At 70.3% G+C, this 25,953-nt stretch carries 23 protein-coding genes, 1 tRNA gene and 1 pseudogene; 14 read left to right on the forward strand and 11 right to left on the reverse strand.

All coding sequences use genetic code 11. The annotated features are described in order from the left end of the window. Positions 1 to 20 precede the first annotated feature (20 nt). Positions 21 to 2,912 (forward strand): type I DNA topoisomerase, encoded by a 2,892-nt coding sequence (gene topA, locus ACMCNO_RS03725; RefSeq protein ID WP_412748010.1) that lies wholly within the window; start codon positions 21 to 23, stop codon positions 2,910 to 2,912. Positions 2,913 to 2,996: 84 nt separating this feature from the next. Here the strand turns inward: topA and ACMCNO_RS03730 are convergent, their stop codons facing one another. The 5 genes from ACMCNO_RS03730 to ACMCNO_RS03750 form a co-directional block, all read right to left on the reverse strand. Beyond that, positions 2,997 to 3,395: a hypothetical protein gene (locus ACMCNO_RS03730; RefSeq protein WP_412748011.1), complete on the reverse strand. Its 399-nt coding sequence runs from the start codon at positions 3,393 to 3,395 to the stop codon at positions 2,997 to 2,999. Positions 3,396 to 3,481: 86 nt separating this feature from the next. Further along, a complete protein-coding gene (locus ACMCNO_RS03735) occupies positions 3,482 to 4,552 on the reverse strand; it encodes a glycoside hydrolase family 26 protein (RefSeq protein ID WP_412748012.1) in 1,071 nt (356 codons plus the stop codon). Between the two features lie 341 nt (positions 4,553 to 4,893). Beyond that, the gene (locus ACMCNO_RS03740; protein ID WP_412748013.1) at positions 4,894 to 5,283 is read right to left on the reverse strand and encodes a transposase; all 390 of its coding nucleotides are present in this window, start codon (positions 5,281 to 5,283) and stop codon (positions 4,894 to 4,896) included. A gap of 46 nt (positions 5,284 to 5,329) precedes the next feature. Then, a complete protein-coding gene (locus ACMCNO_RS03745; RefSeq protein WP_412753604.1) occupies positions 5,330 to 5,725 on the reverse strand; it encodes an IS110 family transposase in 396 nt (131 codons plus the stop codon). A gap of 478 nt (positions 5,726 to 6,203) precedes the next feature. Continuing rightward, entirely contained in the window at positions 6,204 to 7,505 is a 1,302-nt protein-coding gene (locus ACMCNO_RS03750; protein WP_412753605.1) for a D-arabinono-1,4-lactone oxidase, read from the reverse strand. A 149-nt stretch (positions 7,506 to 7,654) separates the two neighbouring features. Here ACMCNO_RS03750 and ACMCNO_RS03755 point away from each other — a divergent pair, with 149 nt between their 5' ends. Further along, positions 7,655 to 8,284, forward strand: coding sequence for a TetR/AcrR family transcriptional regulator (locus ACMCNO_RS03755; protein WP_412748014.1), 630 nt, complete (start codon positions 7,655 to 7,657; stop codon positions 8,282 to 8,284). Between the two features lies 1 nt (position 8,285). Here ACMCNO_RS03755 and ACMCNO_RS03760 read toward each other — a convergent pair whose 3' ends face one another. Continuing rightward, on the reverse strand, positions 8,286 to 9,491 hold the full coding sequence (locus tag ACMCNO_RS03760; RefSeq protein WP_412748015.1) for an amino acid deaminase/aldolase: 1,206 nt from the start codon (positions 9,489 to 9,491) through the stop codon (positions 8,286 to 8,288). 205 nt (positions 9,492 to 9,696) lie between these two features. Here ACMCNO_RS03760 and tmk point away from each other — a divergent pair, with 205 nt between their 5' ends. The 6 genes from tmk (at position 9,697) to ACMCNO_RS03790 (ending at position 15,423) form a co-directional block, all read left to right on the forward strand. Then, positions 9,697 to 11,790 carry a dTMP kinase gene (gene tmk, locus ACMCNO_RS03765; protein ID WP_412753606.1) on the forward strand — a complete coding sequence of 698 codons (2,094 nt, stop codon included), beginning with the start codon at positions 9,697 to 9,699 and terminating at the stop codon, positions 11,788 to 11,790. A gap of 90 nt (positions 11,791 to 11,880) precedes the next feature. Further along, on the forward strand, positions 11,881 to 13,119 hold the full coding sequence (locus ACMCNO_RS03770) for a DNA polymerase III subunit delta' (protein ID WP_412753607.1): 1,239 nt from the start codon (positions 11,881 to 11,883) through the stop codon (positions 13,117 to 13,119). Positions 13,120 to 13,229: 110 nt separating this feature from the next. After that, complete coding sequence (locus tag ACMCNO_RS03775; RefSeq protein WP_412748016.1) at positions 13,230 to 13,556, forward strand: YbaB/EbfC family DNA-binding protein; 327 nt, start codon at positions 13,230 to 13,232, stop codon at positions 13,554 to 13,556. Position 13,557: 1 nt separating this feature from the next. Continuing rightward, a complete protein-coding gene (locus tag ACMCNO_RS03780; RefSeq protein ID WP_412748017.1) occupies positions 13,558 to 13,881 on the forward strand; it encodes a hypothetical protein in 324 nt (107 codons plus the stop codon). Then, positions 13,881 to 14,513: a hypothetical protein gene (locus tag ACMCNO_RS03785; RefSeq protein WP_412748018.1), complete on the forward strand. Its 633-nt coding sequence runs from the start codon at positions 13,881 to 13,883 to the stop codon at positions 14,511 to 14,513. Before ACMCNO_RS03780 ends, ACMCNO_RS03785 begins: the two co-directional genes overlap by 1 nt. A gap of 73 nt (positions 14,514 to 14,586) precedes the next feature. Further along, the gene (locus tag ACMCNO_RS03790; protein ID WP_412748019.1) at positions 14,587 to 15,423 is read left to right on the forward strand and encodes a stage 0 sporulation family protein; all 837 of its coding nucleotides are present in this window, start codon (positions 14,587 to 14,589) and stop codon (positions 15,421 to 15,423) included. Here ACMCNO_RS03790 and ACMCNO_RS03795 read toward each other — a convergent pair. After that, positions 15,414 to 17,273, reverse strand: coding sequence for a metallophosphoesterase (locus ACMCNO_RS03795; RefSeq protein WP_412748020.1), 1,860 nt, complete (start codon positions 17,271 to 17,273; stop codon positions 15,414 to 15,416). The two genes, ACMCNO_RS03790 and ACMCNO_RS03795, sit on opposite strands and share 10 nt — an antisense overlap. A 25-nt stretch (positions 17,274 to 17,298) precedes the next feature. Here ACMCNO_RS03795 and ACMCNO_RS03800 point away from each other — a divergent pair. After that, positions 17,299 to 17,375, forward strand: a tRNA-Thr gene (locus tag ACMCNO_RS03800). 234 nt (positions 17,376 to 17,609) lie between these two features. On the opposite strand, the pseudogene ACMCNO_RS03805 reads toward ACMCNO_RS03800, so the two are convergent. Continuing rightward, positions 17,610 to 17,963: pseudogene (locus tag ACMCNO_RS03805) on the reverse strand (hypothetical protein); the annotation flags it as partial. A 448-nt stretch (positions 17,964 to 18,411) separates the two neighbouring features. Between ACMCNO_RS03805 and ACMCNO_RS03810 the strand changes: the two are divergent. The 5 genes from ACMCNO_RS03810 to ACMCNO_RS03830 all read left to right on the forward strand — a co-directional run bounded on the left by ACMCNO_RS03810 (position 18,412) and on the right by ACMCNO_RS03830 (position 23,233). Further along, a complete protein-coding gene (locus tag ACMCNO_RS03810; protein WP_412748021.1) occupies positions 18,412 to 18,885 on the forward strand; it encodes a hypothetical protein in 474 nt (157 codons plus the stop codon). Positions 18,886 to 19,393: 508 nt separating this feature from the next. Next, positions 19,394 to 19,801, forward strand: a complete 408-nt coding sequence (locus tag ACMCNO_RS03815; RefSeq protein WP_412748022.1) for a hypothetical protein — start codon at positions 19,394 to 19,396, stop codon at positions 19,799 to 19,801. Then, on the forward strand, positions 19,801 to 21,360 hold the full coding sequence (locus ACMCNO_RS03820; protein WP_412748023.1) for a hypothetical protein: 1,560 nt from the start codon (positions 19,801 to 19,803) through the stop codon (positions 21,358 to 21,360). The genes ACMCNO_RS03815 and ACMCNO_RS03820 overlap by 1 nt, the downstream gene beginning before the upstream one ends. Then, positions 21,357 to 22,517, forward strand: coding sequence for a S8 family serine peptidase (locus ACMCNO_RS03825; RefSeq protein WP_412748024.1), 1,161 nt, complete (start codon positions 21,357 to 21,359; stop codon positions 22,515 to 22,517). The genes ACMCNO_RS03820 and ACMCNO_RS03825 overlap by 4 nt, the downstream gene beginning before the upstream one ends. Before the next feature lie 395 nt (positions 22,518 to 22,912). Further along, positions 22,913 to 23,233 carry an antibiotic biosynthesis monooxygenase family protein gene (locus ACMCNO_RS03830; protein WP_412748025.1) on the forward strand — a complete coding sequence of 107 codons (321 nt, stop codon included), beginning with the start codon at positions 22,913 to 22,915 and terminating at the stop codon, positions 23,231 to 23,233. Between the two features lie 473 nt (positions 23,234 to 23,706). On the opposite strand, the gene ACMCNO_RS03835 is transcribed toward ACMCNO_RS03830, so the two are convergent. The 3 genes from ACMCNO_RS03835 to ACMCNO_RS03845 form a co-directional block, all read right to left on the reverse strand. Further along, positions 23,707 to 24,771: a hypothetical protein gene (locus tag ACMCNO_RS03835; RefSeq protein ID WP_412748026.1), complete on the reverse strand. Its 1,065-nt coding sequence runs from the start codon at positions 24,769 to 24,771 to the stop codon at positions 23,707 to 23,709. After that, complete coding sequence (locus ACMCNO_RS03840; protein ID WP_412748027.1) at positions 24,768 to 25,118, reverse strand: PadR family transcriptional regulator; 351 nt, start codon at positions 25,116 to 25,118, stop codon at positions 24,768 to 24,770. Before ACMCNO_RS03840 ends, ACMCNO_RS03835 begins: the two co-directional genes overlap by 4 nt. Positions 25,119 to 25,400: 282 nt before the next feature. Next, the gene (locus tag ACMCNO_RS03845; RefSeq protein WP_412748028.1) at positions 25,401 to 25,946 is read right to left on the reverse strand and encodes a DUF1990 family protein; all 546 of its coding nucleotides are present in this window, start codon (positions 25,944 to 25,946) and stop codon (positions 25,401 to 25,403) included. Between the last annotated feature and the right edge of the window lie 7 nt (positions 25,947 to 25,953).

Genomic DNA, 25,953 nt, shown 5'->3' on the forward strand with positions numbered 1-25,953 from the left:
GTACGAAGTGTGGGAGTGCCGTGCCGAGTGACACCAGGACGACCCGTCTGGTCATCGTCGAGTCCCCGTCGAAGGCCAAGACGATCGCCGGTTACCTGGGGCCCGACTATTTCGTCGAGGCCTCCTTCGGTCATGTCCGTGACCTGCCCCGCAACGCGGCCGACGTCCCGGCCAAGTACAAGGGCGAGGCGTGGGCGCGGCTCGGCGTCGACGTCGACAACGGCTTCCATGCGCTCTACGTGGTCTCTGCGGACCGCAAGCAGCAGATCGCCAAGCTGACCAAGCTGGCGAAGGAGGTCGACGAGATCCTCCTCGCCACGGATGAGGACCGCGAGGGCGAGGCGATCGCCTGGCACCTGGTCGAGACGATCAAGCCGAAGGTCCCGGTCCGCCGGATGGTCTTCCACGAGATCACCAAGCCCGCGATCCAGGCCGCGGTCGCGAACCCCCGCGACATCGACCGCGACCTGGTCGACGCGCAGGAGGCCCGGCGCATCCTCGACCGGCTTTACGGGTACGAAGTAAGCCCGGTGCTGTGGAAGAAGGTGATGCCCCGGCTGTCCGCAGGCCGTGTGCAGTCCGTGGCGACGCGCATCGTGGTCGAGCGGGAGCGCCAGCGGATGGCGTTCCGCACCGCGGAGTACTGGGACATCAACGCCCTGCTGGCGGTGCAGGGGCAGGCCGACGGGCCGCGCACCTTCTCCGCCACGCTGATCGCCCTGGACGGCGACCGGATCGCCACGGGCAAGGACTTCGAGCCCACCACCGGCCAGGTCAAGCCCGGCGCGGCGGTGGTGCACCTCGACGGCGACGGGGCCCGCGGCCTGGCCGCGCGGCTGGAGGACCGCCCGTTCACGGTCACCCGGGTCGAGGAGAAGCCGTACCGGCGCCGCCCGTACGCGCCGTTCATCACGTCCACGCTGCAGCAGGAGGCGGCCCGCAAGCTGCGCTTCTCCGCCTCGGTGACGATGCGCACCGCTCAGCGGCTGTACGAGAACGGCTACATCACCTACATGCGTACGGACTCGGTGAACCTCTCCGAGACCGCCCTGGCCGCCGCCCGCCGCCAGATCGCCGAGCTGTACGGCGAGGCCAACGTCCCGCCGCAGCCGCGCCGCTACACCGGCAAGGTGAAGAACGCCCAGGAGGCGCACGAGGCGATCCGTCCCGCGGGCGACAACTTCCGCACCCCCGGCGAGGTGGCCAAGGAGCTGTCCGCGGACGAGTTCAAGCTGTACGAGCTGATCTGGCGCCGCACGATCGCCTCCCAGATGACCGACGCGGTCGGTAACTCGATCTCGGTGCGGATCCGCGCGATCTCGACGGCGGGCGAGGAGGTCGACTTCGCCGCCACCGGTAAGACGATCACCGACCCGGGCTTCCTGCGGGCGTACGTGGAGTCCTCCGACGACGAGACCGCCGAGGCCGAGGACGCCGAGCGCCGCCTGCCGAACCTGGTCAAGGATCAGCCGCTGACCGGCGAGGAGCTGACCGCGGTCGGCCACCACACCTCCCCGCCCGCGCGCTACACCGAGGCGTCGCTGGTCAAGGCGCTGGAGGAGCTGGGCATCGGCCGCCCGTCGACGTACGAGTCGATCATGCGGACGATCCAGGACCGCGGGTACGTCACCAAGCGCGGCCAGGCCCTGATCCCGGAGTTCCTCGCGTTCGCGGTGATCGGCCTGCTGGAGAGGCACTATCCGCGGCTGGTCGACTACAACTTCACCGCCGCCATGGAGAACCAGCTCGACGAGATCGCGGGCGGCGAATTCGCGGCGCTGGACTTCCTCACCTCCTTCTACTTCGGCAGCGACAAGTCCGGCGACGACTCCATCGCCAAGGCCGGCGGCCTGAAGAAGATGGTCACGGAGAACCTGAGCGAGATCGACGCGCGTTCGGTCAACTCCATCCCGCTGTTCACCGACGAGTCCGGCCGCGACGTGGTCGTCCGCGTCGGCCGGTACGGCCCGTACCTGCAGCGTCAGGCGCCGGGCGCCACCGAGGAGGCCCCCGAGGACCGGGTGTCCATCCCGGAGGGCGTCGCCCCCGACGAGCTCACCCCGGAGAAGGTCACCGAGCTGTACCTGGGCGGCGGTGGCGAACGCAGCCTCGGCGAGGACCCGGCCACGGGTGAGCAGGTCGCGCTCAAGTCCGGCCGCTTCGGCCCGTACGTGCAGGCCGGGGAGCGCAAGTCGTCGCTGCTGCGCACCCAGTCCCCGGAGACGCTGACGCTGACGGACGCGCTGCGGCTGCTGGAGCTGCCCCGCACGGTCGGCGTCGACGAGAACGGCGCGGAGATCGTCGCCGCCAACGGCCGGTACGGGCCGTACATCAAGCGCGGTGACGACTTCCGCTCCCTGGAGAGCGAAGCGAAGCTGTTCACGGTCACCCTGGACGAGGCGCTGGCGCTGCTGGCGGCGCCGAAGACCCGCCAGCGTGGCGCCGCCAAGCCGCCGCTGCGGGAGTTGGGCCCGGACCCGGCAACCGAGAAGCCGATGGTCATCAAGGAGGGCCGGTTCGGCCCGTATGTGACCGACGGGGAGTACAACGCGTCCTTGCGGCGCGGGCAGACGCCGGAGGAGCTGACGGTCGAGCAGGCGTCGGAGATGCTGGCCGAGAAGCGCGCCAAGGGCCCCGCCCCGCGCAAGAAGGCGGCCGCGAAGAAGGCCACCGCCAAGAAGGCGGCCGACGGCGAGGCCACCCCGGCCAAGAAGACCGCCGCCAAGAAAGCGACGGCCAAGAAGACGGCAGCCAAGAAGGCCCCGGCAAAGAAGGCCCCCGCCAAGAAGGCAACTCCCGCCAAGGCAACGGCCGCCAAGGCAACGCCCGCGAAGGCAACGGTCGCCAAGCCGACCAACGCTTCCCCAGCCACCGCCTCACCGCCGACCGCGTCGCCCGCCCCCATTCACTGACCAAGATCGCGGGGTGTGCCTAGCCTGGGCCACCACTGCGGTGGGGTCATGACGGATCGCCCAGGCGGGAAGCGGAGTATTCGCTCACCCCGCGATCCACAGGGCGTTCTGGCGGCTCATGTCCGCCCACGCCTGCCGCACCTCGAGATGGTGTCCGCCATCCACCTCGACGTGGACCTGCCATTCCTCGAACAGCGCGTCCAGGTAGCGGCGCCGCTCCGCCGCATCGCTCCGCACGACCTGCAAACTCGGTTCGGGCAGGCGATGCCGACGGCACAGCGCAACGAAGTCGATCTCAGCCAGCGAGTGGGCGCCACCCGTCGAGTCGTCCACCGCTCGGGCGATGATCCAGCGGCGCCGTGCCCGCGGGAGCCGCTCGAGCACCGCCCGGACATTTGCCTCTCGCACCAGCCTCTGCTGGAACCCGGCCGCCACGATTGCCTGTGCCTCGGCGACGGTGCGTGCCCACTGGGCCGCGTCCACCAGCGAGCGAGCAGCCCTGGTCCGTGGCGGGCATGGCACGAGCCCGCCCGGCGGGGTGCCGGGCGGGCTCGTGTGACGTGCGGGCGTCAGGCGATTTTGACGTTGAAGAGGGGGTTGGCGGCGAGGGTTTTGAAGGCGGCCAGGTTGGCCTTGGTGGAGTCGATGCTGATGTCGCGGTCGCCCTCGTCGTCGTGCTTGGTGTCGAAGTACACGATCGCCTTGATGTTCGGGCGCTTGGCCAGCTCCGGCAGGACGCTGTTGTAGCCGGCGGTCTTGTCGGTGGGCTTGCCGATGCGGTGGTAGACGCCCCACTCGGCGATCATGATCGGCTTGGACGCGTGCTGGGTGGTGGCCCAGTCGTACCAGCCGGTGCCGCCGCCGGAGGGCTCGCGGTCGAGCAGGTCACCGAACTGGCCGTAGTGGTAGTAGCCCTTCTCCGCGCTGACGTAGGAGTCCAGGCCCATCCAGTCCACGACGTCGTCGCCCGGGTACAGGTCCTTCCACCAGGACTGCGCCATCCACTTCTCGTTACCCATGTACGCCATTACGTTGATCGCGTTGTCCACGCCCTTGCTGTCGAGGCGCTGGATCACGTGGCGGTACATGGCCTTGAAGTCCTTGGCTTCCCAGCCGGAGCCCTTCTTCGCGATGACGTCGTTCTCCGGCTCGTGGTTGAGCACGAGGAAGAACTTCTCCGGATACGTGGTCTTGATCCGCTTGGCGAACGCGTCGATCCGCTTGTCCTGCTCCCCGGCGGCGACCTTGGCCCAGGTCGAGCCGTAGGCGACCTTCCAGTTGACCAGCAGCACCCGCGGCTTGGCCGCATCCCGGGTCATCGCGATCTCGGAGGCGGTGGGGAAGACCTCGTCGCCCTTGTGGTAGGTGTGGAAGATCGACGCGGTCCGGCCGGACAACTGCTCCCAGTCCTTCAACGCCTCGTCGCGGGGGGCGGAGGTGAACCCGCCCGCGGCGGCGCCCCAGAGCACCCCGCAGGAGGGGACGAGCTTGTCGCCGGTCACGCACTGCTTGGTCGGCTTCGGGGCGGCGGCGGGGGCGGCGTGGGCGGCGGGAGTGGCCAGCGGGGCGAGCAGTGCGGCGGCGGTGCCGGCGACGATGGTGCCGAGGATGGTGCTGGCCTTCTGAACGTTGCGAGTCAAGGAATCTCCCCCGTTTTGCCCGGCCACGTCGCCGGTCACATGAAGAAGATTCGGTGTCGCGCGGTGCACCCCCGGGTCTAGGAAGGTTTCCTAACGGTTGCACCTCATACTTTCGGCTCGAGGCCGACGCCGGTCCAGCGCCATCGGATCGGCTGAGTGGGTATCCGTGCTGGTAGACAGCTATTTTTCATTGACTACGGTCGTTCGGCGGCGGGGGTTCGTGACCCTGCCCGTCCGCGCCCGGGCGCATGATCGGCTTCCTGCGCGGGGGCCGTGCGCTCATGTCGGGTCAGGGCCGCGCCATCCGGGCAGCCCGCGACGGGTGCTGCTGACCGCCCGGGTCAGGCGCCGGCCAGCAGCGGTATCGGGTCCGGCGGCGCCGCAGCTGAGACTGGCAAGGGTCGCTGGCGCAGGGCCGCGTGGATGTGGGCGAACATCTCCGGGGCGAGGTAGCGCTTGAGGCAGCGCAGGATGTCGCGCCGGCCCAGGCCCTGCGCCGTGCGTCGCTGGACGTACTCCTGGGTGCGGGCGTCGGTGTTCCACCGGCTCATCGCAATGGTGTGCAGGGCGTTGTTCGCCTGCCGGTTGCCGCCGCGGTTGAGCCGGTGCCGGTCGGTGCGCCCCGAGCTGGCCGAGATGGGGGCGGCGCCGCAGAGCATGGCGAAGGCGCGTTCGTTGCGGATGCGTTCCGGGTTGTCCCCGGCGGTGATCAGCAGCGTTGCGGCGGTCACCGGGCCGACGCCGTGCTGCTCCAGTTCGCCCCGGTCAACGGGTCGGTCATGTCGAAGCCTGGGCGCAGACTGCGGCGGTCTTGACGAGCCGGCCGATCGTCAGCCCGGTCAGGTGGCTGCGCAGCGGCTCCGGCGCGGTGCGGGACATGCCGATCAGCGCGTTCTTCGCCGCGACGTGCGCGCGCATCGCGGACGCGCGGGCGGTCTTGATGCCGTGTAGCGCCTCGACGATGCCGTTGCGGGTCTTGGGGACCGTGGTGGCGGTACCGGCCAGAACGGCCCGGGCGGCGGCCTCGGCGTCAATGGTGTCGGTCTTGCCGCGCTGGCGGCGCATCTTGCGGTTCGCGCGGTCGACCTCGATCACCTCGACGCCCTGGTCGTGCAGGTGCCGGAACAGGCCGACGCCGTAGCTACCGGTGCCCGCGATGCCGACTGCACGGATGGTGCCCTAGCTGCGCAGCCAGGTCAGCAAGGCCCGGTACCCGGTCGGATCGGCGCTGAACTGCTGGGTTCCGCGGACCCGGCCGGTCATGTCGATCACGGCGGCGGTGTGGGTGTCGAGCGTGCGTGTCGACGCCGCCGATGACCTCCCGCTGCTGGCTCTCCATACGCTGCTGTCCTCCCTGCTCGTCCGGCAAAGGCGCTGGCACACCGCCAGGCAGGCGGACAGACCGTTGACGGGGCGATGAAGCCAAGCTCCTGTGAAGTCACGTTCCTGCCCGGCGGTGAGCCTCGGCGGCGGACGACAATGCAAGGCAAAGGCCGCCACGCGGGCGCCTGGGGGAAAACGAAGGGGCCAGACCACCGCCGAGAATCCACCAAGTTCTATCGCGGACGCCATAGGGATACCGAGTCAGGCCAGCCGCCGAGGCCCTCTGAGGATCTCAACGGTCCTGTGGACCGCCTGTGGATAACTTTGGTCAGGGGCCAAGCACGCGGTCGAGGTAGGGGTTGGTGAAGACCCGGTGCGGGTCGAGCTGGTCGCGGGCGGCGAGGAAGTCCGCAAAATGCGGGTACGCGGGCCGCAGCGACTCCGCATCCCGGTAGTGCAGTTTGCCCCAGTGCGGCCGTCCACCCAGCGCCGCGCACACCGCCTCGACCGCCCGGAAGTACGGCTCGTACGGGCTGCCGGTGAACTGGTGCACCGCCACGTACGCCGACTCGCGCCCGTAGCCGTGGGACAGCCAGACATCGTCCGGGCCGGTGAACCGCACCTCCACCGGGAACTGCACCTTGAACGGCATTCGCTCGATGATCCGGGGCAGGGCGTCCAGCACCTCGGGGAGGGCGGCGCGGGGGATCTCGTACTCCATTTCGGTGAAGCGCACCCGCCGCGGCGTACAGAAGACCCGGTCCGACCGGGCCGTGTAGCTGCGGGCCGTGAGCGCCCGCGCGGCGATCGCGCTGACCGGCGCGACGACGGCCGGGACCGCCCGGCCGAGCCGGCACACCGCCCCGAAGACCGTGTTGGAGAGGAACTCGTCGTCGAGCCATTCCCGGAATCTCGACAGCGGACGGTCCGCGGCGGCAACGGTGTTGTTGCGCTTGAGCTGTGCCCGGTCCGTGTACGGGTACCAGTAGAACTCGACGTGCTCGTTCGTCGCGAGGTGCTCGTCGAGCCCGGCGAGGACGTCGGGGAGTGACATCGGCCGTTCGTCGGCCAGCAGCGTGAACGCGGGAACACAGCGCAGCGTCACCTCGACCATGACGCCGAGGGCGCCCAGGCCGAGCCGTGCCGCACCGAACAGCGGCGAGGAGGCGTCGATCCGTTCGACCGTGCCGGAGCCGGTGACCAGGGTGACCGATTCGACCACGGACGCGAGGGTGGCGTGCCCGAGCCCGGTGCCGTGGGTGCCGGTGGAGATGGCGCCGGCCACGGTCTGCGCGTCGATGTCACCGAGGTTCGGTACGGCGAGGCCGTGGCCGGCCAGCAGCATGTTCAGCGCGTACAGGGGCATCCCGGCCTGGACCGTGACCAGGTGCCCGTCTACGGACATGGGTGCGGCGAGGCGGTTCAGGTGCAGCCGCAGGTCGTCCGCCACCGCGATGTCCGTGAACGAGTGCCCACTGCCGACCGCTTTGATTCGCCGGCCTGTGGCGACCGCCTCCTTGACGAGCGCGACGACTTCATCGACGCTGCCAGGAGCGGAGACGTCGACGGCGACGGACTGCTGATTGCCTCCCCAGTTCCGCCAGCGGACGGATCCCACGGGCGGTGCGATGTCACTGGTCATTCCGGCCTCTCCCTCACGACGGGCGGACAGTCGCACAAAACCGGGAGCGCCTGCGAGACCTGGCGTCCCGTCGATGCTCCTCGCTCGTTGATCCGAGTAACGTTCCGATTAATACTGCTGAGAGGGAGTGGCGACGCGTGTCGACACCAACCGTCACCACCGGGCCGCTGCGCCGGGTTCCGGTGCAGGGCAGAAGCGTTGCCCGGGTCCAGCGCATGCTCGACGCCTGCGCCGAGCTGGTGGACGAGGTCGGGTACGAGGGCCTGACCACCACACTGCTGGCTGAACGAGCCGAGGTCGCCATCGGCTCGGTCTACCAGTTCTTTCCGGACAAACGGGCCATCGTCCAGGCCCTCGCGATGCGCAACATGGACGCCTACCTGCAGGACCTGTCGACCCGGTTCGGCAACGAGACGTTCGCGCACTGGTGGGACGGGGTGGACGCGGGTATCGACGCGTACATCACGATGCACCGCAGCGTGCCGGGGTTCCGGACTCTGCATTTCGGCGACGTGGTGGATGTGCACCTGCTCGACGCGGAGCGGGACAACAACGCGGTCATCGCGGAGCGCCTGGCCGAGCTGCTGGTCGACCAGTTCCAGCTGATGGACCGGGTGCGGCTGCGGTTCGCGTTGCAGATCGCGGTGGAGGCGGCGGACGCGCTGATCAATCTCGCGTTCCGGCGTGACCCGGTGGGCGACGAGGCCGTGCTGGTCGAGGCGAAGGCGCTGATCCGCGAGTACCTGCACCGCCACGTCGACGCCTAGGTCAGCCGAGGAAGGCATGGCCTTCTCCGCGGTACGTCGGGGCCGGCGTGGCGGTGTGGCCGTCGACGAGTTGCAGCTCGTTGAGGTGCTCGCACAGCTCGCCGGCCTTGGCGTGGCGGAACCACACCCGGTCGCCGGGCCGCAGTCGGTCCGCGGCCGCGCCGACGAGCGGGGTCTGCACCTCACCGGCACCCTCGTCGCCGCGGAACCGCAGCCCCTCGGGCAGCCACGGGGTCGGCTGGCGCGATGTCCCGGGCGGACCTGAGGCGATCCAGCCGCCGCCGAGCACGGTGGCGATGCGCGGGGCCGGGCGGCGGACCACGGACAGCGCGAACAGCGCCGCGGGCCGTGGCCGCCATGCCGTGTACCCGTCGAACAGCGTCGGCCCGTACAGGCCGGAACCGGCGGTGATCTCGGTGACCGCGGGGTCGGCCGCGGTGGCGGCCACGCTGCCGGTGCCGCCGCCGTTGACGAATTCCAGATCGGCGTGTTCGCGGACCGCGGCGACCGCGGCGGCGCGGCGCCGCAGCAGTTCCGGGTACGAGCGACGCTGCATGAGCCGGATCGCCCGGCCGCGCAGGGCCTGCCCCGGCGGGGCGTCGCCGAGCCCCGCGATGTGTGCCTCGTAGGACATCAGCCCGACGAGCGTGAAGCCGGGCCGGGCGACGAGCCGCCGCGCCAGCACCCCCGCCTGCGCCGCCGAGTGCACCGGGGAGCGGCGCACCCCGACGTGCAGCGGACCCGCGGGCCGCCAGGAGGCGTCCAGGTCGAGGCAGAGCCGGACCGTGGGCCGCTTGCCGGGGCTGGTGACCTGGTCCACCAGGTCGAGGTGGGCGGGGCTGTCGACCATCAGGGAGATGGCCGCGGCCAGCTTGGGGTCCGCGGTCAGCTCACCGATGCCGGCCCGGTCCACCGACGGGTACGCGACGAGCACGTCGTCGCTGACTCCGGCGCGGACCAGCCAGATCGCCTCCGGCAACGTGTACGCCATGATCCCGTGCCAGCCGGGCCGGGCGAGCACCCGGTCGAGCAGGGCCCGGCAGCGCACGGATTTGCTGGCCACGCGGAGCGGCTTGCCGCCCGCCCGGGCGGTCAGCGCCGCGGCGTTGGCGTCGAACGCGGCCAGGTCCACCACGGCCAGGGGGGTGTCGAGGTGGGCCGTGGCGCGGTGCAGCCGTTCCCGGAGGGCGGTGCGTTCACCGATCACGTCAGCACGCTAATGCCTCTGGTGCTGATGTGAAAAGGCTTCATTTCTGCGCCACCTGAACGTGCGTATCCCCAGCCCGCTACGCCCGCCGGTTAGAGTGCTCCGAGCAGCAGTCACGGGAGGTAGGGACATCAACACCGAAGCGGGCTCGGAGCGCGCGGACACCGGACCGGTCGACCTCTCCGGTTTCGCCGCGCTGCGCTCCGTGCTGCGCATCCGCCCGTTCCGCCGGTTGTGGCTCGTGCTGGGCGCGGCCTCGTTCGGCGACTGGCTCGGCCTGCTGGCCACTGGCCTGTTCGCGGCGTCCCAGGTCAGCGGCAGCGCGGCGCAAGGCGCGGCGTTCGGCGGCACGATCGCGGTGCGCCTGGTGCCGGCCCTGCTGCTCGGCCCGATCGCCGGGGTCATGGCGGACCGCTTCGACCGCCGTTACACCATGGTCATCACGGACCTCATCCGTTTCGTGGTGTACCTGTCGATTCCGCTCGTCCCGTTGCTCGGGGCGTCCGGGGCGGTCACCGTCACCTGGGCCGCCATCGCCACGTTCATCGGCGAGACGATCACCCTGATCTGGATCCCGGCCAAGGAGGCCTCGGTACCCAACCTCATCCCGAAGTCGCGGATCGAGGTGTCGAACCAGCTCACCCTCGTCACGACATACGGGATCGCCCCGGTCCTGGCCGCCCTCGGGCTGTCCGCCCTGACCGCGATCACCCAGCATTCCGGGGTGTCACTGCCGCACTGGGCGGAGCCGGTGATCCTCGCGCTGTACTTCAACGCTTTCTCCCGACTGGCCACCGCGCTCGTGGTGTTCTTCGGGATCAAGGAGATCGGCGGCAAGAGCCCGGAGCGGCAGCGGGACGCGCAGCAGACCATGCTCCGCCAGTTTGGGGAGGGCTGGCAGTACATCGGCGGCACGCCGCTGGTCCGCGGCCTGGTGCTGGGCATCTTCGGGGCGTTCGCGGCCGGCGGCATCGTGATCGGCACGGCGCGCACGTTCGCCACCTCGTTGGGCGCCGGTGAGGCCGCGTTCTCGCTGCTGTTCGGCACGATCTTCATCGGGCTCGCGGTCGGCATCGGGCTGGGCCCGATGATCGTCAAGGACCTGTCGCGTCGCCGCTGGTTCGGCATGAACATCGTGCTGGCCAGCGCCTCGGTGACGTTCCTCGGCTTCGCGTTCCACCTGTCCATGGCGCTGGTCGGGGCGCTGCTGGTCGGTGCGGGCGCGGGCATGGCGTTCCTGGCGGGCACCACCCTGCTGTACGGCGAGGTCGGCGACGAGGTGCGCGGCCGGGTCTTCGCCGTGGTGCAGATCGGCACCCGGATGGTCCTGCTGCTGGCGATCGTCCTGTCCGGCTTCCTGGTCGGGATCGGCAGCTCCCGCCGGGTCGCGATCGGCAGCGTCGCGGTGGACGTCTCCTTCACCCGGGTGCTGCTGATCGGCGCCGGGCTGGTCGGGGTGTGGGTGGGCATCAGCGCGTTCCGGCAGATGGACGACAAGCGGGGCGTCCCGGTGCTGGCCGACCTGTGGGGTTCGTTGCGCGGGCGGCCGCTGTCCGCGGCCGAGCCGTTCCCCCGGCGCGGGTTCTTCGTGGTCTTCGAGGGCGGCGAGGGCGCGGGCAAGTCCACCCAGGTGGAACGGCTCGCCGCGGTGCTGCGGGAGACCGACCGCGAGGTGGTGGTGACCCGCGAGCCGGGCGCCACCGACGTCGGCACCCGGATCCGCGGCCTCGTCCTGAACTCCGGCGACGTCGCCCCGTCCCCCCGCGCCGAGGCCCTGCTCTACGCCGCCGACCGCGCCCATCACGTCGCCACGGTGGTGCGCCCGGCCCTGGCCCGCGGCGCGGTGGTGATCAGCGACCGGTACGTCGACTCGTCCCTGGCGTACCAGGGGGCCGGACGTACCCTGCCGGTCCAGGAGATCTCCTGGCTGTCCGCCTGGGCGACCGGCGGCCTCAAGCCCGACCTGGTCGTCCTGCTCGACGTCGACCCGGGGGTGGGGCTGAGCCGGGTCGACGCCCGCGGCCTGGGTGCGGACCGGCTGGAGAGCGAGTCACGGGCCTTCCACGACCGGGTCCGGTACGCCTTCCTCGATCTCGCGGCCGCCGACCCGAAGCGCTATCTGGTGCTGGACGCGGCCCGGCCGCCCGCCGAGATCGCGGACGCCGTGCACAGCCGGGTGGCGAGCCTGCTCGGCCCAGGCGCTCCCGGGCAGCCACCGGCTCCGCCCGCCGCCCCACCGGATTCCGGACCTCAGAAGGCGGATTTCGTCGCCGTCCCCCCGGACGGTCTCCGGCCCTGACCCCGGGGTTCGGGGTGGCGCCGCGTCTGCGGGTGCCGGGTGGGTCGTTCTGTCGGTGCCGCGCCCTAGGATCGACGGGTGCCTGCCACCGTGAGTGCCGTCCCCGCCGACAACGCCGGTTCTGCCCCCGCCGTCGGCCCGGGTGTCTTCGCCGACCTGGTCGGGCAGGACGAGGCGGTCGAGACGCTGCACCGGGCGGCGGCGTCGGCGGCCCGGATCGTGGCCGGTGCCGCGACCGGCAACGGCGCGATGACCCACGCCTGGATCTTCACGGGGCCGCCCGGTTCGGGCCGCTCCGTCGCCGCCCGGGCGTTCGCGGCGGCCCTGCAGTGCGAGCGTGACGGGATCGGCTGCGGCACCTGCCATGGTTGCCACACCGTGCTCGGGCGCACCCACGCAGACGTGCGTTTCGTCGTGCCGGAGGGGTTGTCCATCGGCGTCGGGGAGATGCGCGCGCTGGTGCTGCGGGCCAGCAGCGCCCCGTCGGGCGGCCGCTGGCAGGCCGTCGTGATCGAGGATGCGGACCGGCTCACCGAGGCCGCCGGAAACGCGCTGCTGAAGGCGATCGAGGAGCCGCCGCCGCGGACGGTGTTCCTGCTCTGCACCCCGTCGACCCACCCGGACGACATCTCCGTGACCATCCGGTCGCGCTGCCGGGTCGTGCCGCTGCGCCAGCCACCCGCCGACGCGGTCGCCGCCGTGCTCACGGCCCGGGACGGCATCGCGCCGGACGTCGCGGCCTGGGCCGCCGCGGCCGCGCAGGGTCACGTCGGCCGCGCCAAGCGCCTCGCGAACGATCCTGAGGCCCGTAACCGGCGCGACGCGGTCCTGGCGGTTCCGCGCCGGCTCACCGGCGTGGGTGCCTGCTTCGACGCCGCATCCGCGCTGATCGAGGCGGCCGAAGCCGAGGCGGCCGCGTCCGTCAGCACGGCGGACACGACCGAACGGGCCGCGCTCGAGCAGGCGTTGGGGGCCGGGGGGACGGGCCGGGGCGCCGCGGCGGCCATGCGCGGCTCGGCGGGCCAGCTCAAGGACCTGGAGCGCCGGCAGAAGTCGCGTGCCACCCGGGCCCAGCGTGACGCGCTGGACCGCGCGCTCGTGGACCTGGCCGGCTTCTACCGTGACGTGCTCATCACCCGTTTCGGCGCGCCGGTCGACACGGTCCACACGGACACCGCGTCGGTGTCCGCCGCCGCCGCCGACCGGTGGTCGCCGGAGAGCGCGCTGCGCCGGCTGGAGGCGGTCCTGGCCTGCCGCGACGCCATCGAGCAGAACGTCAAGCCCAGGATCGCGGTCGAGGCCATGATGCTGGCCCTCTGGCGGGGCTGAACCCACCGATATCCACAAGGGACATCTCCAGGGTCGCGGCGAGGTCGCTCAATTCGGTACGGTTCGATGCCGACAGCAACGCCCGCAGCACGCCCGGTGAGGAGTGGTGGATGGCGCGCGAGATCGACGAGGCGTGGATCGACGAGGCGATCGATCGATACCGCCGCATCGACGTGCTGCGTGCCGAGTTCGACAAGGCTGTCGCGGCGCACGTGGTCTCCGTGCGTTCGCCCGACGACACCGTCGAGGTGCTGGTCACCGCGGCAGGCGACATCACGGACGTCCGCTTCCGCGGCAGCCTGCAGCACCGCAGCGCCGCGGATCTCGCCCGGGAGGTGCAGGCCGTGATCGCCAACGCGGCCGAGGCCGCCCGCTGGGCTCGGGGGAAACTGCATGACGAGGTCTTCGGTGGTTTCCGGGCGCTGGGGGAGTGCTGAGATGGAGTCACTTGCCGACCAGCTGGGCACCGCTGCCGACCGACTGACCACAGTGGACCGCTCGACGGCGGGCCTGGACATCCCGGCCGGGGCGTTCGCCGCGGACGAAGCGGGACTGCCGGGCCGCCTCGGTCGCGCGTTGTACGCTCACTGGTCCGCTGTGCTGGCCGCCCGCTCGCGGGAGGCCGGCGAGGCGGCGGCCGGACTCGCCGACCTGGCCTATGACCTCCGCGCCACCGAACAGGGCTATGCCGAGATCGACGAGGTGGTCGGCCGCCGGGTGGAGCGCCACGGTCCACTGTGGTCCGCCGAGAGGGGCTGTTGATGGACCGGCTCGGCCATCTCCTGGACACGAGTGCCCCGCTGCTGCGACGGGTTGACGAGGTGCTCTCGGCGGCAGGTGCCCCACCGGGGCATCCGGTCTGGCCGGAACTGCGCCGCGTCCGCCTCCTGCCGGGCGACGCCGTGCGCGCGGTGGCCGCGCTGCGCCCCGCGGGGCTCGCCGACGCCGCACGGGAACTGCACGCTGATGCCGACACATACGCGGAGGTCGCCGACTCGCTACCCCCGCCCGGCGGCTGGTCGGGTGACGCGGCCGGTGCGTACGACGACGCTCGCCGCCGCGCCGCCACCCATCTGAGCGGCGCCCCGGACAGCCTCGACGCGCGCCTGGCGGCCACCGCGGAGCTCGCGGAAGCCCTGGTCGACTGGATGGAGCAGACCCGCGCCGACCTTGCCGGGTCATTGGCTGACGCACTCGGTTCGACGGCGGCGGTGACCCTGTCCACAGACGGGCCGATCGACCCGGCCGCCTGCCCGCAGGTGCTGGCGGCGGCCGAGATCGGGCAGCGGGTGCTACGGACGATCAGGGAGCGCTACGACGCGGTGGCCGATCTGTTGCACAGTTCCGCCGAGCTGGCTGAGGCCCGCCCGGCCCCGCCGCGGTCACGAAGCTGACGCCGGTCCGGGCATCTCGCGCGGGCCAAACTAGGCATTTGGTGCGACCCGGATGGCCCCGTAGGGTGGGGCCATGGGCATGCTGTGCGCGGTGAGCTTCAACCGGTACGGGCGGCTCTACTACCTCGACCCCGGTGAGTTCCGGCCGGCCGTCGGCGACCGCGTGCTGGTGCCGACCGACGACGGCCCCGAGGTGGCGGAGTGCGTCTGGGCCGCCCAGTGGGTAGATGAGGAGACCGATCGCTTCCCGCGGATCGTCGGGCTGGCGGACGAGCGCGACCTGCGCCGCGACGAGCTGCTGCGCCAGCGCAAGGCCGAGGCGAAGGTCGCGGCCAAGAAGCTGATCAAGGCGCATGAGCTGCCGATGAAGGTCGTCGCGGTCGACCACGTCCTGGACCAGGGCGGGAGCGGTGGCTCCCGCACCACCATCTATTTCACCGCGCCGCACCGCGTCGACTTCCGTGCCCTGGTCCGCGACCTTGGCGCCACGCTGCACTGCCGGGTCGAGCTGCGCCAGCTCTCCGCGCGCGACTCGGCCCGGGTGCAGGGCGGCATCGGCTCCTGCGGCCGGGATCTGTGCTGTGCCACCTTCCTCACCGACTTCGAGCCGGTGACCATCCGGATGGCCAAGGACCAGGATCTGCCGCTCAACCCGCTGCGGATCTCCGGCGCCTGCGGGCGGCTGATGTGCTGCCTCAAGTACGAGCACCCGCTTTACCAGAAGTTCCAGGCGGCGGCGCCGAGCGTCGGATCCCGGGTCAGCACCCCTGAGGGAGACGGCCGGGTGGTCGGCCACAGCGTGCCCCGGGACGCGGTCGTGGTGCGGCTCGACGCCGACGGCACCCGCTGCTCCTGCAGCCGGGCCTCCGTCTGCGGCCCGCGCCAAGCCCACGACCAGCACTACGGCTGAGCGGGGGCCGGGCCGCTGTCCCCACCGAGCCGGAACGGCTGAGCGGCGGCCGGGCCCGCGATGACGATCGGCGGCTCGATGAAGTGGGTGCGCAGCGGCTGTCGTGGCCGGAGCCAGGGTGCGTCCGGTGCGCCTTCGGGATCGGGCACCCAGTCGCGGCTGATCCGGTCCACTCCGATCGGGTGCACCGTCAGCGTGCCGTCGCGGGCGATGTGCAGGCGCAGGAAGCACTTGGCGTCCTCGATGGCTTGGCCGGCGAACAGCTCGTTGACGTTCACGTCGAAGGCGCTCGCCAGCAGCAGGTACGCCGCCACGAGCTGGGTCGCCAGCAACCCGATGATCGGCCCGTAGCCGAGTGCCGCACCCACCAGGGGCCACGGCCACGGCCAGTCCCGGATCGGCAGCAGCAGCCACACCCAGGTGCCCGCCCAGACCAGTCCGATCTGCGCGAAGCCGTGCAGCAGGCCGAGGATCCAGTGTCGCGGGCGCCGTTCCGCGCTGGCGCCCGGCGGCTGGGCGAACAGCACCGCGCCGAGCATGATGACCACCAGCATGAACACCAGCGGGATGCTGAACAGGCGCTGGATGTCGCCGCCCCGGCTCATCGCCCCCGCCAGCGCCAGCATCGTCAGCGTGTGGACGATGCCGAGCATCGTCGCGAAGCCCGGATTGCGGCGGAGGATCCGGTGGAAGACGCCCCAGCTGAAACGCCGCGACTCGGCCACGCTCGGGTAGCGCGTGACCAGGTCGTACTCCAGGCTGGGGCTGGCGCTGCGGGTCAGGGTCTCCTCCGGCGGCACGGTCAGCCGCTCCGGCAGTTGTCGGGTGCCGAGCAGGTACGCCCCACCGCCGCCGCAGGTGAACATCTCCCGCTCCGCCCCGGTGTAGCGGGCGTAGTGGTGCAGATCGCCGGAGACGAGCATCCGGACCTCCGCCCCGGTCGGCGCCAGGATCGTGCGGATGAAGTAGTCCACCGCGTCGTACGCGTCCGGCTTCTGGGCCGCCTTCACCCAGGTCGGGGACGGGGCCAGGAGGATGATGTGGTCACCCGGCCGGACACTGCCCGCGGCGTGCTCGAAGTAGACCAGCTGCGGATCGTCGAGGTACGCGCCGAACTGCTCGTCGATGGCGAACAGCCACCACCGGCCGGGCAGCTGGACCGCGAAGTACGACCGGCGTTGCAGGGTGCGCCAGCCGCCGATGTGGCCGTCCTTGCGGCGTGCGAACAACCGCAGGAACGCGGTCAGGCCGTCGTACCAGTCGTGGTTGCCCGGCAGCGCGAACAGCGCAGGTTGCGGGCCGTGGACCGGCGCCTCCGGCAGCGCCGCCCGGTACGGCCCCTTCGTGCGGTTCTCGTAGCTGTCCCCGTTGGCCAGCGGATACACCTGGTCCCCGCCCATGAGCAGGAGCTGCCCGCGCGGGAGGGTCCGGCCCTCGACCTCGAGGGTGGGCTGGGCGAGCAGATACGCCACCGAGTAGGTCGCGGGGAATCCGTCACCCAGGTCGGCCACGTAGTCGAACCACAGCTCGCCGTCCGTGCCCGGCTGGGCGAAGACCTCCGCGTCGAGTGCGTTCTGCAGCTCGCGCTTGTCGAGGTACGCCCCGAAGAGAATGGCCAGCAGGGTGCGCAGCCCGGTGCTGAGCAGCAACAGGGGCGCCAGCCAGCCGACCGGAGGCTGCGGCTTGAAGCCGAGCTGCTGCGGATCCAGGCTGGTGGGGCGGCGCGGGACGACCGGCTCGGCCGCGGTGGCGTGCTGATGATCCGTCACGGATCGGACCCTACTCGGCGGGTATGACGGTGGCTGTCCGCTTCTCGCATGTCTCGGACACCTGCGCGCGGGGCCGACCATGGATGCCGTAGAGTGGTAGGCCGTTGCCGCCTTAGCTCAGTCGGCTAGAGCGACGCACTCGTAATGCGTAGGTCGTCGGTTCGATTCCGACAGGCGGCTCCACTGGAATGTGGTTGTGACCAGGCGTTCGGCTTTCAAGCCGGGCGCCTGGTCTGCGTTTGAGGCGAGGCGCAAGGGGCGCTGTGAGCCCGACGTGAGCCCGGCCGTCCGGCGCGGGATCTGCCGGGGTACGAGCTGGGCCGCCGCTTCGGCCGCCGCGCGAGCAACCTCCGGCAGGGCGCTGGTGTACGTGTCGGCGGTCAATGACTGCGATGAGTGGCCCAGCATTTCCTGAATGGTCTTCGGGTCAGCGCCTGCCGCGTGGGCCAGTGTCGCGGCTCCGTGCCGCAGATCGTGCAGCCGGATCGGTGGCAGCCCGGTCTGGCGCAGCAGTTGACGGCGCTGCGACCTTGGCGCCAGCGGTTTCGATGTCAGTGGTGAGCCCCAGGGCGCGGACGGCTTCGATGGTCTAAGTGGTAACGGCTGGCGGCGTTGCGGGCTCCTGTAGGTCGAGAGCGTGCGGGTCGGTGGGGTGGGCTCGGAGTCAGCAGGTCGTTCATCGGTGGGTCGGAGTGCTGGTGCTGCTTGTCGGCGCGTTGCGGCCGCGCCGGTCGTCGGGCTTGGGGGAGAGTGCAGCGTGCCGCGGGCCATCGATTCTCCTTTCTCGGCGTTCTCGACGCCACCAAGCCTCCAGACCACTACGGCGAATCGATCATGAGGACTCGTCCGAATGGGTGGGAGTGGTCGATCGAATGGCTATGGTGCTCGATGGAATGGTCGGACGACCTGATGGCTTCTGGTGTCCGCATTGATCCGACTTCAGGAGCGGTTCCGGAATTGCCTCGCGGGTCGTCACCCGCCAAACAGATGTGTTGAAGCCGAAATCACCACTTCTGGCTCATCGGATGCCTTCTCGACACCCATCAGGGATGTCAGTCGGTTCGGGGTGCGCTGGGTCGCGGGACTTGACTCGTGTGGTCAATACCGCCATTGCGTGCTGCCGCTACGGTGCTGCCAGGGCGGGTCGGAGGCATATTTGCATTCCTGCGCGGCGGACATGATGTCCGGCCGAATCTCGCCACTGACAAGGAGGTCAGTTTTGATCGCACGTTTCAAGGCCAGATTCGGCAGAAGCACGGTGGCCAAGGCTCTGGTGGCGGCTCTTATCGGCACTGCGTCGGTGGTCGGGATTGCCGCGCCGGCGCAGGCCAGCAACTGCGCTACGCCAGCAATCCTTGCGGATTGGTACCTGCCCAAAGGTGCCTACATCTGCGAATACGGCTATACCACCAAGTTGTACCAAGGCCGGATGCACATCTTCGTGGTCGGCACTGACTACACGATTTACAGCACATGGCAAACGGCCATCGATGGCCCGTATGTACCGCACTGGACGAGCCTCGGAGGCAAAGGCCGAAGCGGGATCACGGCGATCACGTATAAGGAAACCGCCAGCGGCCGCCTGGTCCTTGCGTTGTCAGTGATGGGTACCGACGGAAACCGGTGGCACAAGATATACAACTACTATGTCCCCAATACCTGGTGGCCGAGCCAGCTGGGCTGGAGCCGCTAGTTTGCTGGTTGTCGCGTTGTCTGGCGGTCCGCAGTGGGCCGCCAGACAGCCCGTATCCATACTGGCCGGACGTGGCGGCCGCGACGAGCCGCACGCCTCACGATCCAGAGGCGTACGGAGGTGGCGGATTAGCGTTGCGATGCTTCGTAGACCCTTGAACGCTGCGGACTCGCGATCAATCAGTCAGTGCTCATGTCCGGAGTCCGACTGTGGGGGAATGAGCTGGTCGTTTTCGTGGCTGCCGACCCACGGGACACGCGAGGCTGCGGTTCCTGCCCGATGCCGCGGATGAGCAGTTGATCGCGATGCTGGTCGACATTCCATTTGGCGCCTGTATGAGGAGCTTTGACGGCGTCGGACAAGTTGCTGCCCTGTGAGGCTCACACGCTTCGTGCCCTGACCGCCACGCGGCGTGGATTCTGATCTTGTGGGTCCCGGCTGTCGTTTCCGGTTCTGTAGGGTGGCCGCTGCTGGATAGCGCGACACACCTGCGGGGAGGGGTTTAGCGATGTTGCCGGCTGATGCGGTGATGCAGCAGATTGCGGTGGAGATCGACGGCCTGAAACAGGTCGCCGCGAGTCTGCGTGGGGAGCTTGAGGGCAGCTTCCGGGTGCAGGTGCCGAAGGTGTACGACGCGGTGCAGCCCGGGGCGACCGTGGGCGCGTCGATCGTTGGGGATGCCTGGATCGGTCTGCAGGACTCCCTGCACGCCAGCCTGCAGGGCACCACCGACGCGCTGTTCAACCTCGATCGGGGCACGCAGGCCGTCACCACCGCGGCCGAACAGATCGCCCAGGACTACGGCGACGCGGATGCCTTCTCGAAGGCCAAGGTGGAGGACGTCCACGAGATCATGGTGGCGCCACCGCAGATCCTGGCACCGCTGTCGTCGACGATCCCGGCGGGAGACCTCTGATGGCGGAGGTGGGACGCTTCATTGCGGGTTCCAATTACAGCGGGTTCGACGTCAAGCAGTTGTTCACCATGGTCGATGCCGCGGCGTCTAACCTGGCGCCCAGTCACGCTCAGGTCGACGCGCTCAACCGGGCCCAGCAGACCCTGAACGCGCACGGGCAGGCCTTGAAGAACGCGCGGGCACAGCTCGCGCTTCGGTGGCCGCCGGAGACGAACGCGGCGTCGAACGCGTATCTCGTCGAACTTGACCGCCTGATCGCGGCCGTCGACGACACCGCGCTGAACTGCGCGGTGAACGCGGCGCATATCAACCTGGTCAGCAACGCGATCGTCGAGTCCCGCAAGACGCTGAAGCCGCTGCACGACGAGTACGTCGCCAACGAGAGCGCCCTCGCCCAGTACGAGCAGGAAGTCCATGACTTCGGTGACGGCGCCAAGGACATCCCCTTCGGTAAGAGCATCGCCGAGGGTGCGAAGCGGCTCTTCTCGGATCCGCCGGTCGCCGACGGCCGCCAGGACGAGCTGACCCAGCGGGTACGCCGGGAGATGACGGCGCTGGCCGGGGCCGCGCAGGACGGCGCCGCCCGGATCCAGCCGCCGACACCGTACGAACCGCCGAGGGTGAACGGAGGAGTCAAGGGTGGCTACCCCGACCCCGGCGGTAACGGTGGCGGCGGTGGTGGGTCATCCGGTGGGGCTGTCCGGCCGCCGCGCATCGACCCTCCGGCACACACACGTCCTTCCACCGAGGGTGGCGTGTCCGGCGACATCCCTGCGCCCAGCGGGCATGGGGGTGGTGCGGTCGTGCCGTCGCCGATTGCCGGTGCGAACCCGCTCCCGTCCGGAGTTCAACCCGGGCCGTCCGGGAGCGGCCCGGGCCTGGCGGGTGGTATCGCCTCGCCGGTGCTGCCCCCGCCGGTCCAGCAGGTGCCGGCCCCGGGGGTCGGACCCGTCCCCGCGCCACCCACCGGTCCCGGGGTTCCGGTGCCGGGCCTGTTCCCGGGCGTGCTGCCCGGCGCCGGTGGACCACCAGCAGGTCCAGGTCTCGGGCTGGTCGGGCCGGGCGGGCGCATCGTCGGTGGTGTCCCCGGCGGACAGCCCGGAATGGTGGCTGGCCAGAGCGGTCCACTCGGTGGCCTGCGGAACGGGGTCATCGGCGGCGTACCAGGCGTGGGCGGGGCCCCCGGCGCGGGCGGCGTCCCTGGCGCGGGCGGCCTGCGGGCCGGAGCCGGTGCCCGGCCGAGGATCAATCCGGTCGGCGGCGTCATCAGCCAACAGCACGAGCCAGCGGCCGGGAGCCCCGGCCGTGGGGCCGCGGGCCGTCCCGCCGGCCGAGCGGGGATGGCCGAACCTGGGCCCGCAGGCCGCGCCGCCGGTCCAGCGGGGATGGCCGGAGCCGCTGGCGCTCGCCGCGGTCGTAGCGGCGATCCCGATGAGGGCCAGCGCTGGGATCCTGACAATCCCTGGGCAGCCGCGGAGGGTGTCGACGCGGTGATCGCGCCCGATCAGGCGAGCGGCCATGTCGATCCCGGACCCGGCATCATCGGACTGCATCGGTGACCCACCGCTTCGCCCGCCTTGCCGTCGCGGCGGCCGGCGGCCTCCTGCTGGCACTCGTCGGTGCGCCCCCGGCGCTCGCGGACTCGGTCCGCGATCGCCAGTGGTACCTGGGCGCGTTGCACGTCACCGCAGCCCACAAGATCAGTCAGGGCGAGGGTGTCACCGTCGCACTCATCGACACCGGTGTCCGCGCCGATCATCAGGATCTGATCGGCAACGTCCTGCCCGGTTCCGACTTCCGCGGGGTGGGGACCCGAGGGTGGGTGGACGCTGGCGGGCACGGCACCGCCATGGCCGGGCTCATCGCCGGGCACGGCCACGGCGCGGGTCGTGCCGACGGTGTGCTGGGCATCGCGCCGAAGGCCAAGGTGCTGCCTCTGCGGGCCCTCAACGACCAGGATGTGCCCAAGGACAAGGAGCCCGACGCGATCGCCGAGGCTATCCGCCAGCACGCTGACGTCATCTCCATGTCGCTCGGGACGAACCCCACCGACCGCTTGCAGCGCGCCATCCGACAGGCGATCGACGCGGACATCGTGATTGTCGCCAGCTCCGGTAACCGCCCGGAGGACGTCTTCCTGCAGTACCCGGCGAAATACCCGGGCGTCGTCGCGGTCGGTGCGACCGGACGTGACGACAAGGTTGCCCCGGTGACGACCACCGGCCCGGAGATGGCCCTGGTCGCGCCCGGCGTCGACACCGTCACCACCGCACGCACGGGCGGATACACCGAAGGAACGGGGACCAGCGGCGCCACCGCAATCGTCGCCGGTGCCGCTGCACTGATCCGGGCCAAATACCCGGACCTGTCCGCCGCCGAGGTCGTGCACCGGCTCACCGCCACCGCCACCGACAAGGGCGCCCCCGGCCGAGACAGCGACTACGGCTACGGCACGCTCGACCTCGTCGCCGCGCTCACCGCCGACGTGCCCGCCAGCGCCGGGCAGCCCTCCGCGGCCCCGAGCGGTTCAGCGGCCTCGCTGCCGGATCCGACGACGAACGCCGACACCGCAGCAGCCCCCTCCACGCGCAAGGCCGCCACGGTCAACTGGACGGCCATCGGCGTGGTTGTTGCCGTCCTCCTCATCGTGATCGGCTTGATCGTGGGCCTGCCCACCTGGCTGATCCTTCGTAGCCGCCGACACCGCAAACCATGACATCCGGCCCTTCAGGCGGTGTCGCTTCCGGCCGCGCTGTCACGCCGACAGGCGGCGGTCAACCGCACCCGCCCAAGATCAGCGCAAGAAGCATCCCTACCTCGGCACGCCACGAGTCGCCCGGCCGCACCCTGCGAGTCAGCGTCAATCGCTGACAAACCCACCAGCGTCCTGACTGGCCCGTCGGTGCACAACAGCGCCTCGGCCAGCTCGAATAGGGCGTCGGCCCGCTTGTTCAAGCATTCGTAGAGCTGCTCGCGGAATCCCGCCAACACATCGATCACTTCCGCCCGATCCGGCATGACCGCGACAACGAATCTGATCAAGCCATTGACCTCAAGTGGGCTTGATGTTGGATGCTCGGCTCTCTCCACCCTGAACCCAGGAGGCTTGCCATGCCCATCGTCTACCGCATCGACAAGTTCGTCGTTCCGGAAGCGGCTCGGGAAGAATTCTGGCGACACGTGCATCGCACGCACGGGATCCTGCGCGGCCAGACGGGCTTCCTTGACGACACCTTGCTGGAGCGGCTCTCCGGTCCCGGTCGTTTCAACGCGGTCACGGTCATCCGTTGGTCGTCGGCCGACGACCTCCCTGCGGCCCGCGCCGCTGCTGAAGCCGGCCATCGCGCAGCTGGATTCAACCCTGCGGAGTTCTTCAACCGTGCCGGGATCGAGGCGGACGTGGCCAACTACGGTGAGGTGCCGCGGTCCTGATACCAACTTGCTTCTCAGCGGCTTCGCTGCAACCGCATCCGGATCTGGCCGAGATGAGTGCGCTCGAACCGTGGTGAGGACGACGGTACCGGCCATGGCGGGGGAAACGCCGCTCTGCCAACCCGCGGCCCGCACTCGACCCGTCCGGATCTGACCGCCGACCAAGCGTTTCGGGAGTTGCGGGGCGCCGAAGCCAGGACGTCGGGACGTGCCGATGAGCGGGTAGGGCAACGTGCGACGTGCCAAGATCCCAGTCATGGCAGGCGGCGGCAGATTTGAAACGGGTCGAGCAACCGAAGCGGACCCGGTTGGAATCCAAACTGCCTCCTGGGAGCTCTTCGCTGAGTTGGTCCGCCCCGCGACTGTCTACGAGTGAGGGCGCCTGGGTGGGTGAGCCGTCACGTGCGCCCAGACCTTCTACGGGGCGAAGGCTGGTGTCTGGCTTGCCGGTTGCGCTTCGGTTGTGCTGTGGACTACGCGGGTGTCGAGGGTGCGCCGCAGGTAGGGCATTGGCGCAGGCTCGTGCCGCGCGAACGGCGGCCCGGCGACCAACGGCCCCGTGCCACAAGGGCGAGCGACACCAGCATCGGTCCAATCGTGACCGCCAGCACCGATGCGACGACCATGGATGACCACTCCGGAATCACCGCTCGGCCTGGGCCGGAGTCGAGCACCGCGCCAAGCGGGTTCACCGCGAGCATCCCGATCGGCGTGAGCAGAATCAGCATCGCCCACGCACCGCGAAAGTCGCGCCGGGCGGCCAGGCCGAGCGCGATCAGCAGCGTGCCGATCAGCAGTGTGACTGCAGTGGCGGGCGAGGCCGTCGCGGGGAAATCGAAGTAGCCGGTGATGAAGTCCAGGCCGGGCGCGGTATCGATGGTGATCGGGAGGACCGCCGCGGCAGCGGCGATCGGCATGAGCCGGACCCACCATTGGCGCGGGCCCGCCGCACCCAGCGCGACGACACCGAGCACGATCTGGGGCAGCAGCACCGACAGCGGCGGGCGGGGCGATCCGGTCAGCGCCGCGGCCGGCACGATGCCGACAGTCACCAGTACGGCCAGGCCAACCGCCCAGCGCAACCATCGGCTGCTCGCTGCGACGTGTACCACGGCGGCGAGCAACCAGGCCGCCCACGCTGCAACAGCGAGCGAGAGAAACGGCCCGACCCGCGAAGACCAGGGTGGTATGGGGGCAAGCACCTCAAGCCCGGCCCACCAGGTCGCGAACGCGGTCGCCGTCATCAACGCGAGCAAGCCAGCGAGGCGGAAACCGGGACCGAGTCCCTGCGCGATCCTCAGATGCTGCCGCAGTCCACCGACCGCAAGGTCCGCGACGTCGCTGGCTGAGGGTCTCCTGCGTCCGGGCGCTGCCAGGGACAGGTAAGTGTCCACCAGTTCCGAACCGCGCTCCCGCCGATAGTCGACCGGATAGAACAGCACCGTCCACCGCGCATAGCGGCGTTCCAGCCGGCTAACGGCAGAGCTGCCTGCATTCTGTTCTCCAGTGCGGTCATGCCCGCTCTCCACCGGGATCATGCGAGTCCACCACTGAGGCGAGGCGACGGCTTGGTGGCGCGCAGCCGGGCGGTCGCCGCCTCGACGTTGCGGCGCATGCGTTCGGTCTCGACGGCCAACACCTCACCACCCGGCTCGGTGAGTCGGTAGTAGCGGCGCAACCGGCCGTCGACGATCTCCTCTCGTTCGACGGCCACGAGTCCGGCGTCGACAAGCCGGTCGAGTGCGCCGTACAGCGTGCCGGGTCGCAGCGAGATACGGCCGTCGGAAAGCCGGGCCACCTCAGCGATCAAGCCATACCCATGCATCGGCTCACCGGCCAGGGCGGTGAGAATCAGGAACGTGGGTTCGCGCAACGGAGTCTCCACACACGACAATATAACGGCTGCGAAGGTATACCGAAAGATCGCCATCACCGCCGGCCGTGGAAGCACTCCACGCGTGCCGGAGCACCGCATCCCGAACCAGCACAGTGACCCGGCGGTCCGGCTTCCGCTACGCACGGCACACTCGACTGCGATGCGAAACATCTTCTTCTGCCACAAATTGCGCACCTGGGCCGGGGTGGATCGTCACGCTGTGTCCCCGGTGCCTGCCCGACGCCCCCGGCTGTCGAGAACGTGAGTCGGGTCAGATCCGCAACAGCCGTCTCACCCGTGGGCCAGGCGCCGTATCGCGGTGACGTAGCGGTCCGTCGCGTACTGCTGGATCAAGCGCGTGAAGGGCCCGCCGACTCGCGCGACCAGCGATGCCGGTCGGCTGAACGCTCGGATGCGGATGCGCACGTCACCTGTTCCGGTCAAGACGACGGTGAAGGCTTCCTCGCCGCTCTCCGGATGACCGGGCAGGGTCCCATAGGCGAATCCGCGACGATCGGCCTCATCGACGGTGTACACGACCCGGCACGGAATCCTCAGATGCAGCGGACCCCAACCGGCCTGCAGCACAACCACGATCCCCGGCGCGGGCTTTCCGCCGCAGTAGACGACAGCGAGCCCAGCCTCTTGATGCATGCGCCAGCCGAACAGTGCGGCAACCGCCCGCTCGAACACCTCGGATCCGCTTCCCAAGCTGACATCTCGGAACACGTGGCCGTAGCGGCTGGGCATCGACTCGGTGCGGGTGGCGCCGACTTCCGGATACGTCAGTGGTGCGGTGGCCAGCTCGGGAAAGGTTCTCGTCGGAGCACGCCGCACCCGATCA

Origin of the sequence: Krasilnikovia sp. M28-CT-15 (assembly GCF_047159595.1) — a bacterium.
Classification (GTDB): domain Bacteria; phylum Actinomycetota; class Actinomycetes; order Mycobacteriales; family Micromonosporaceae; genus Actinoplanes.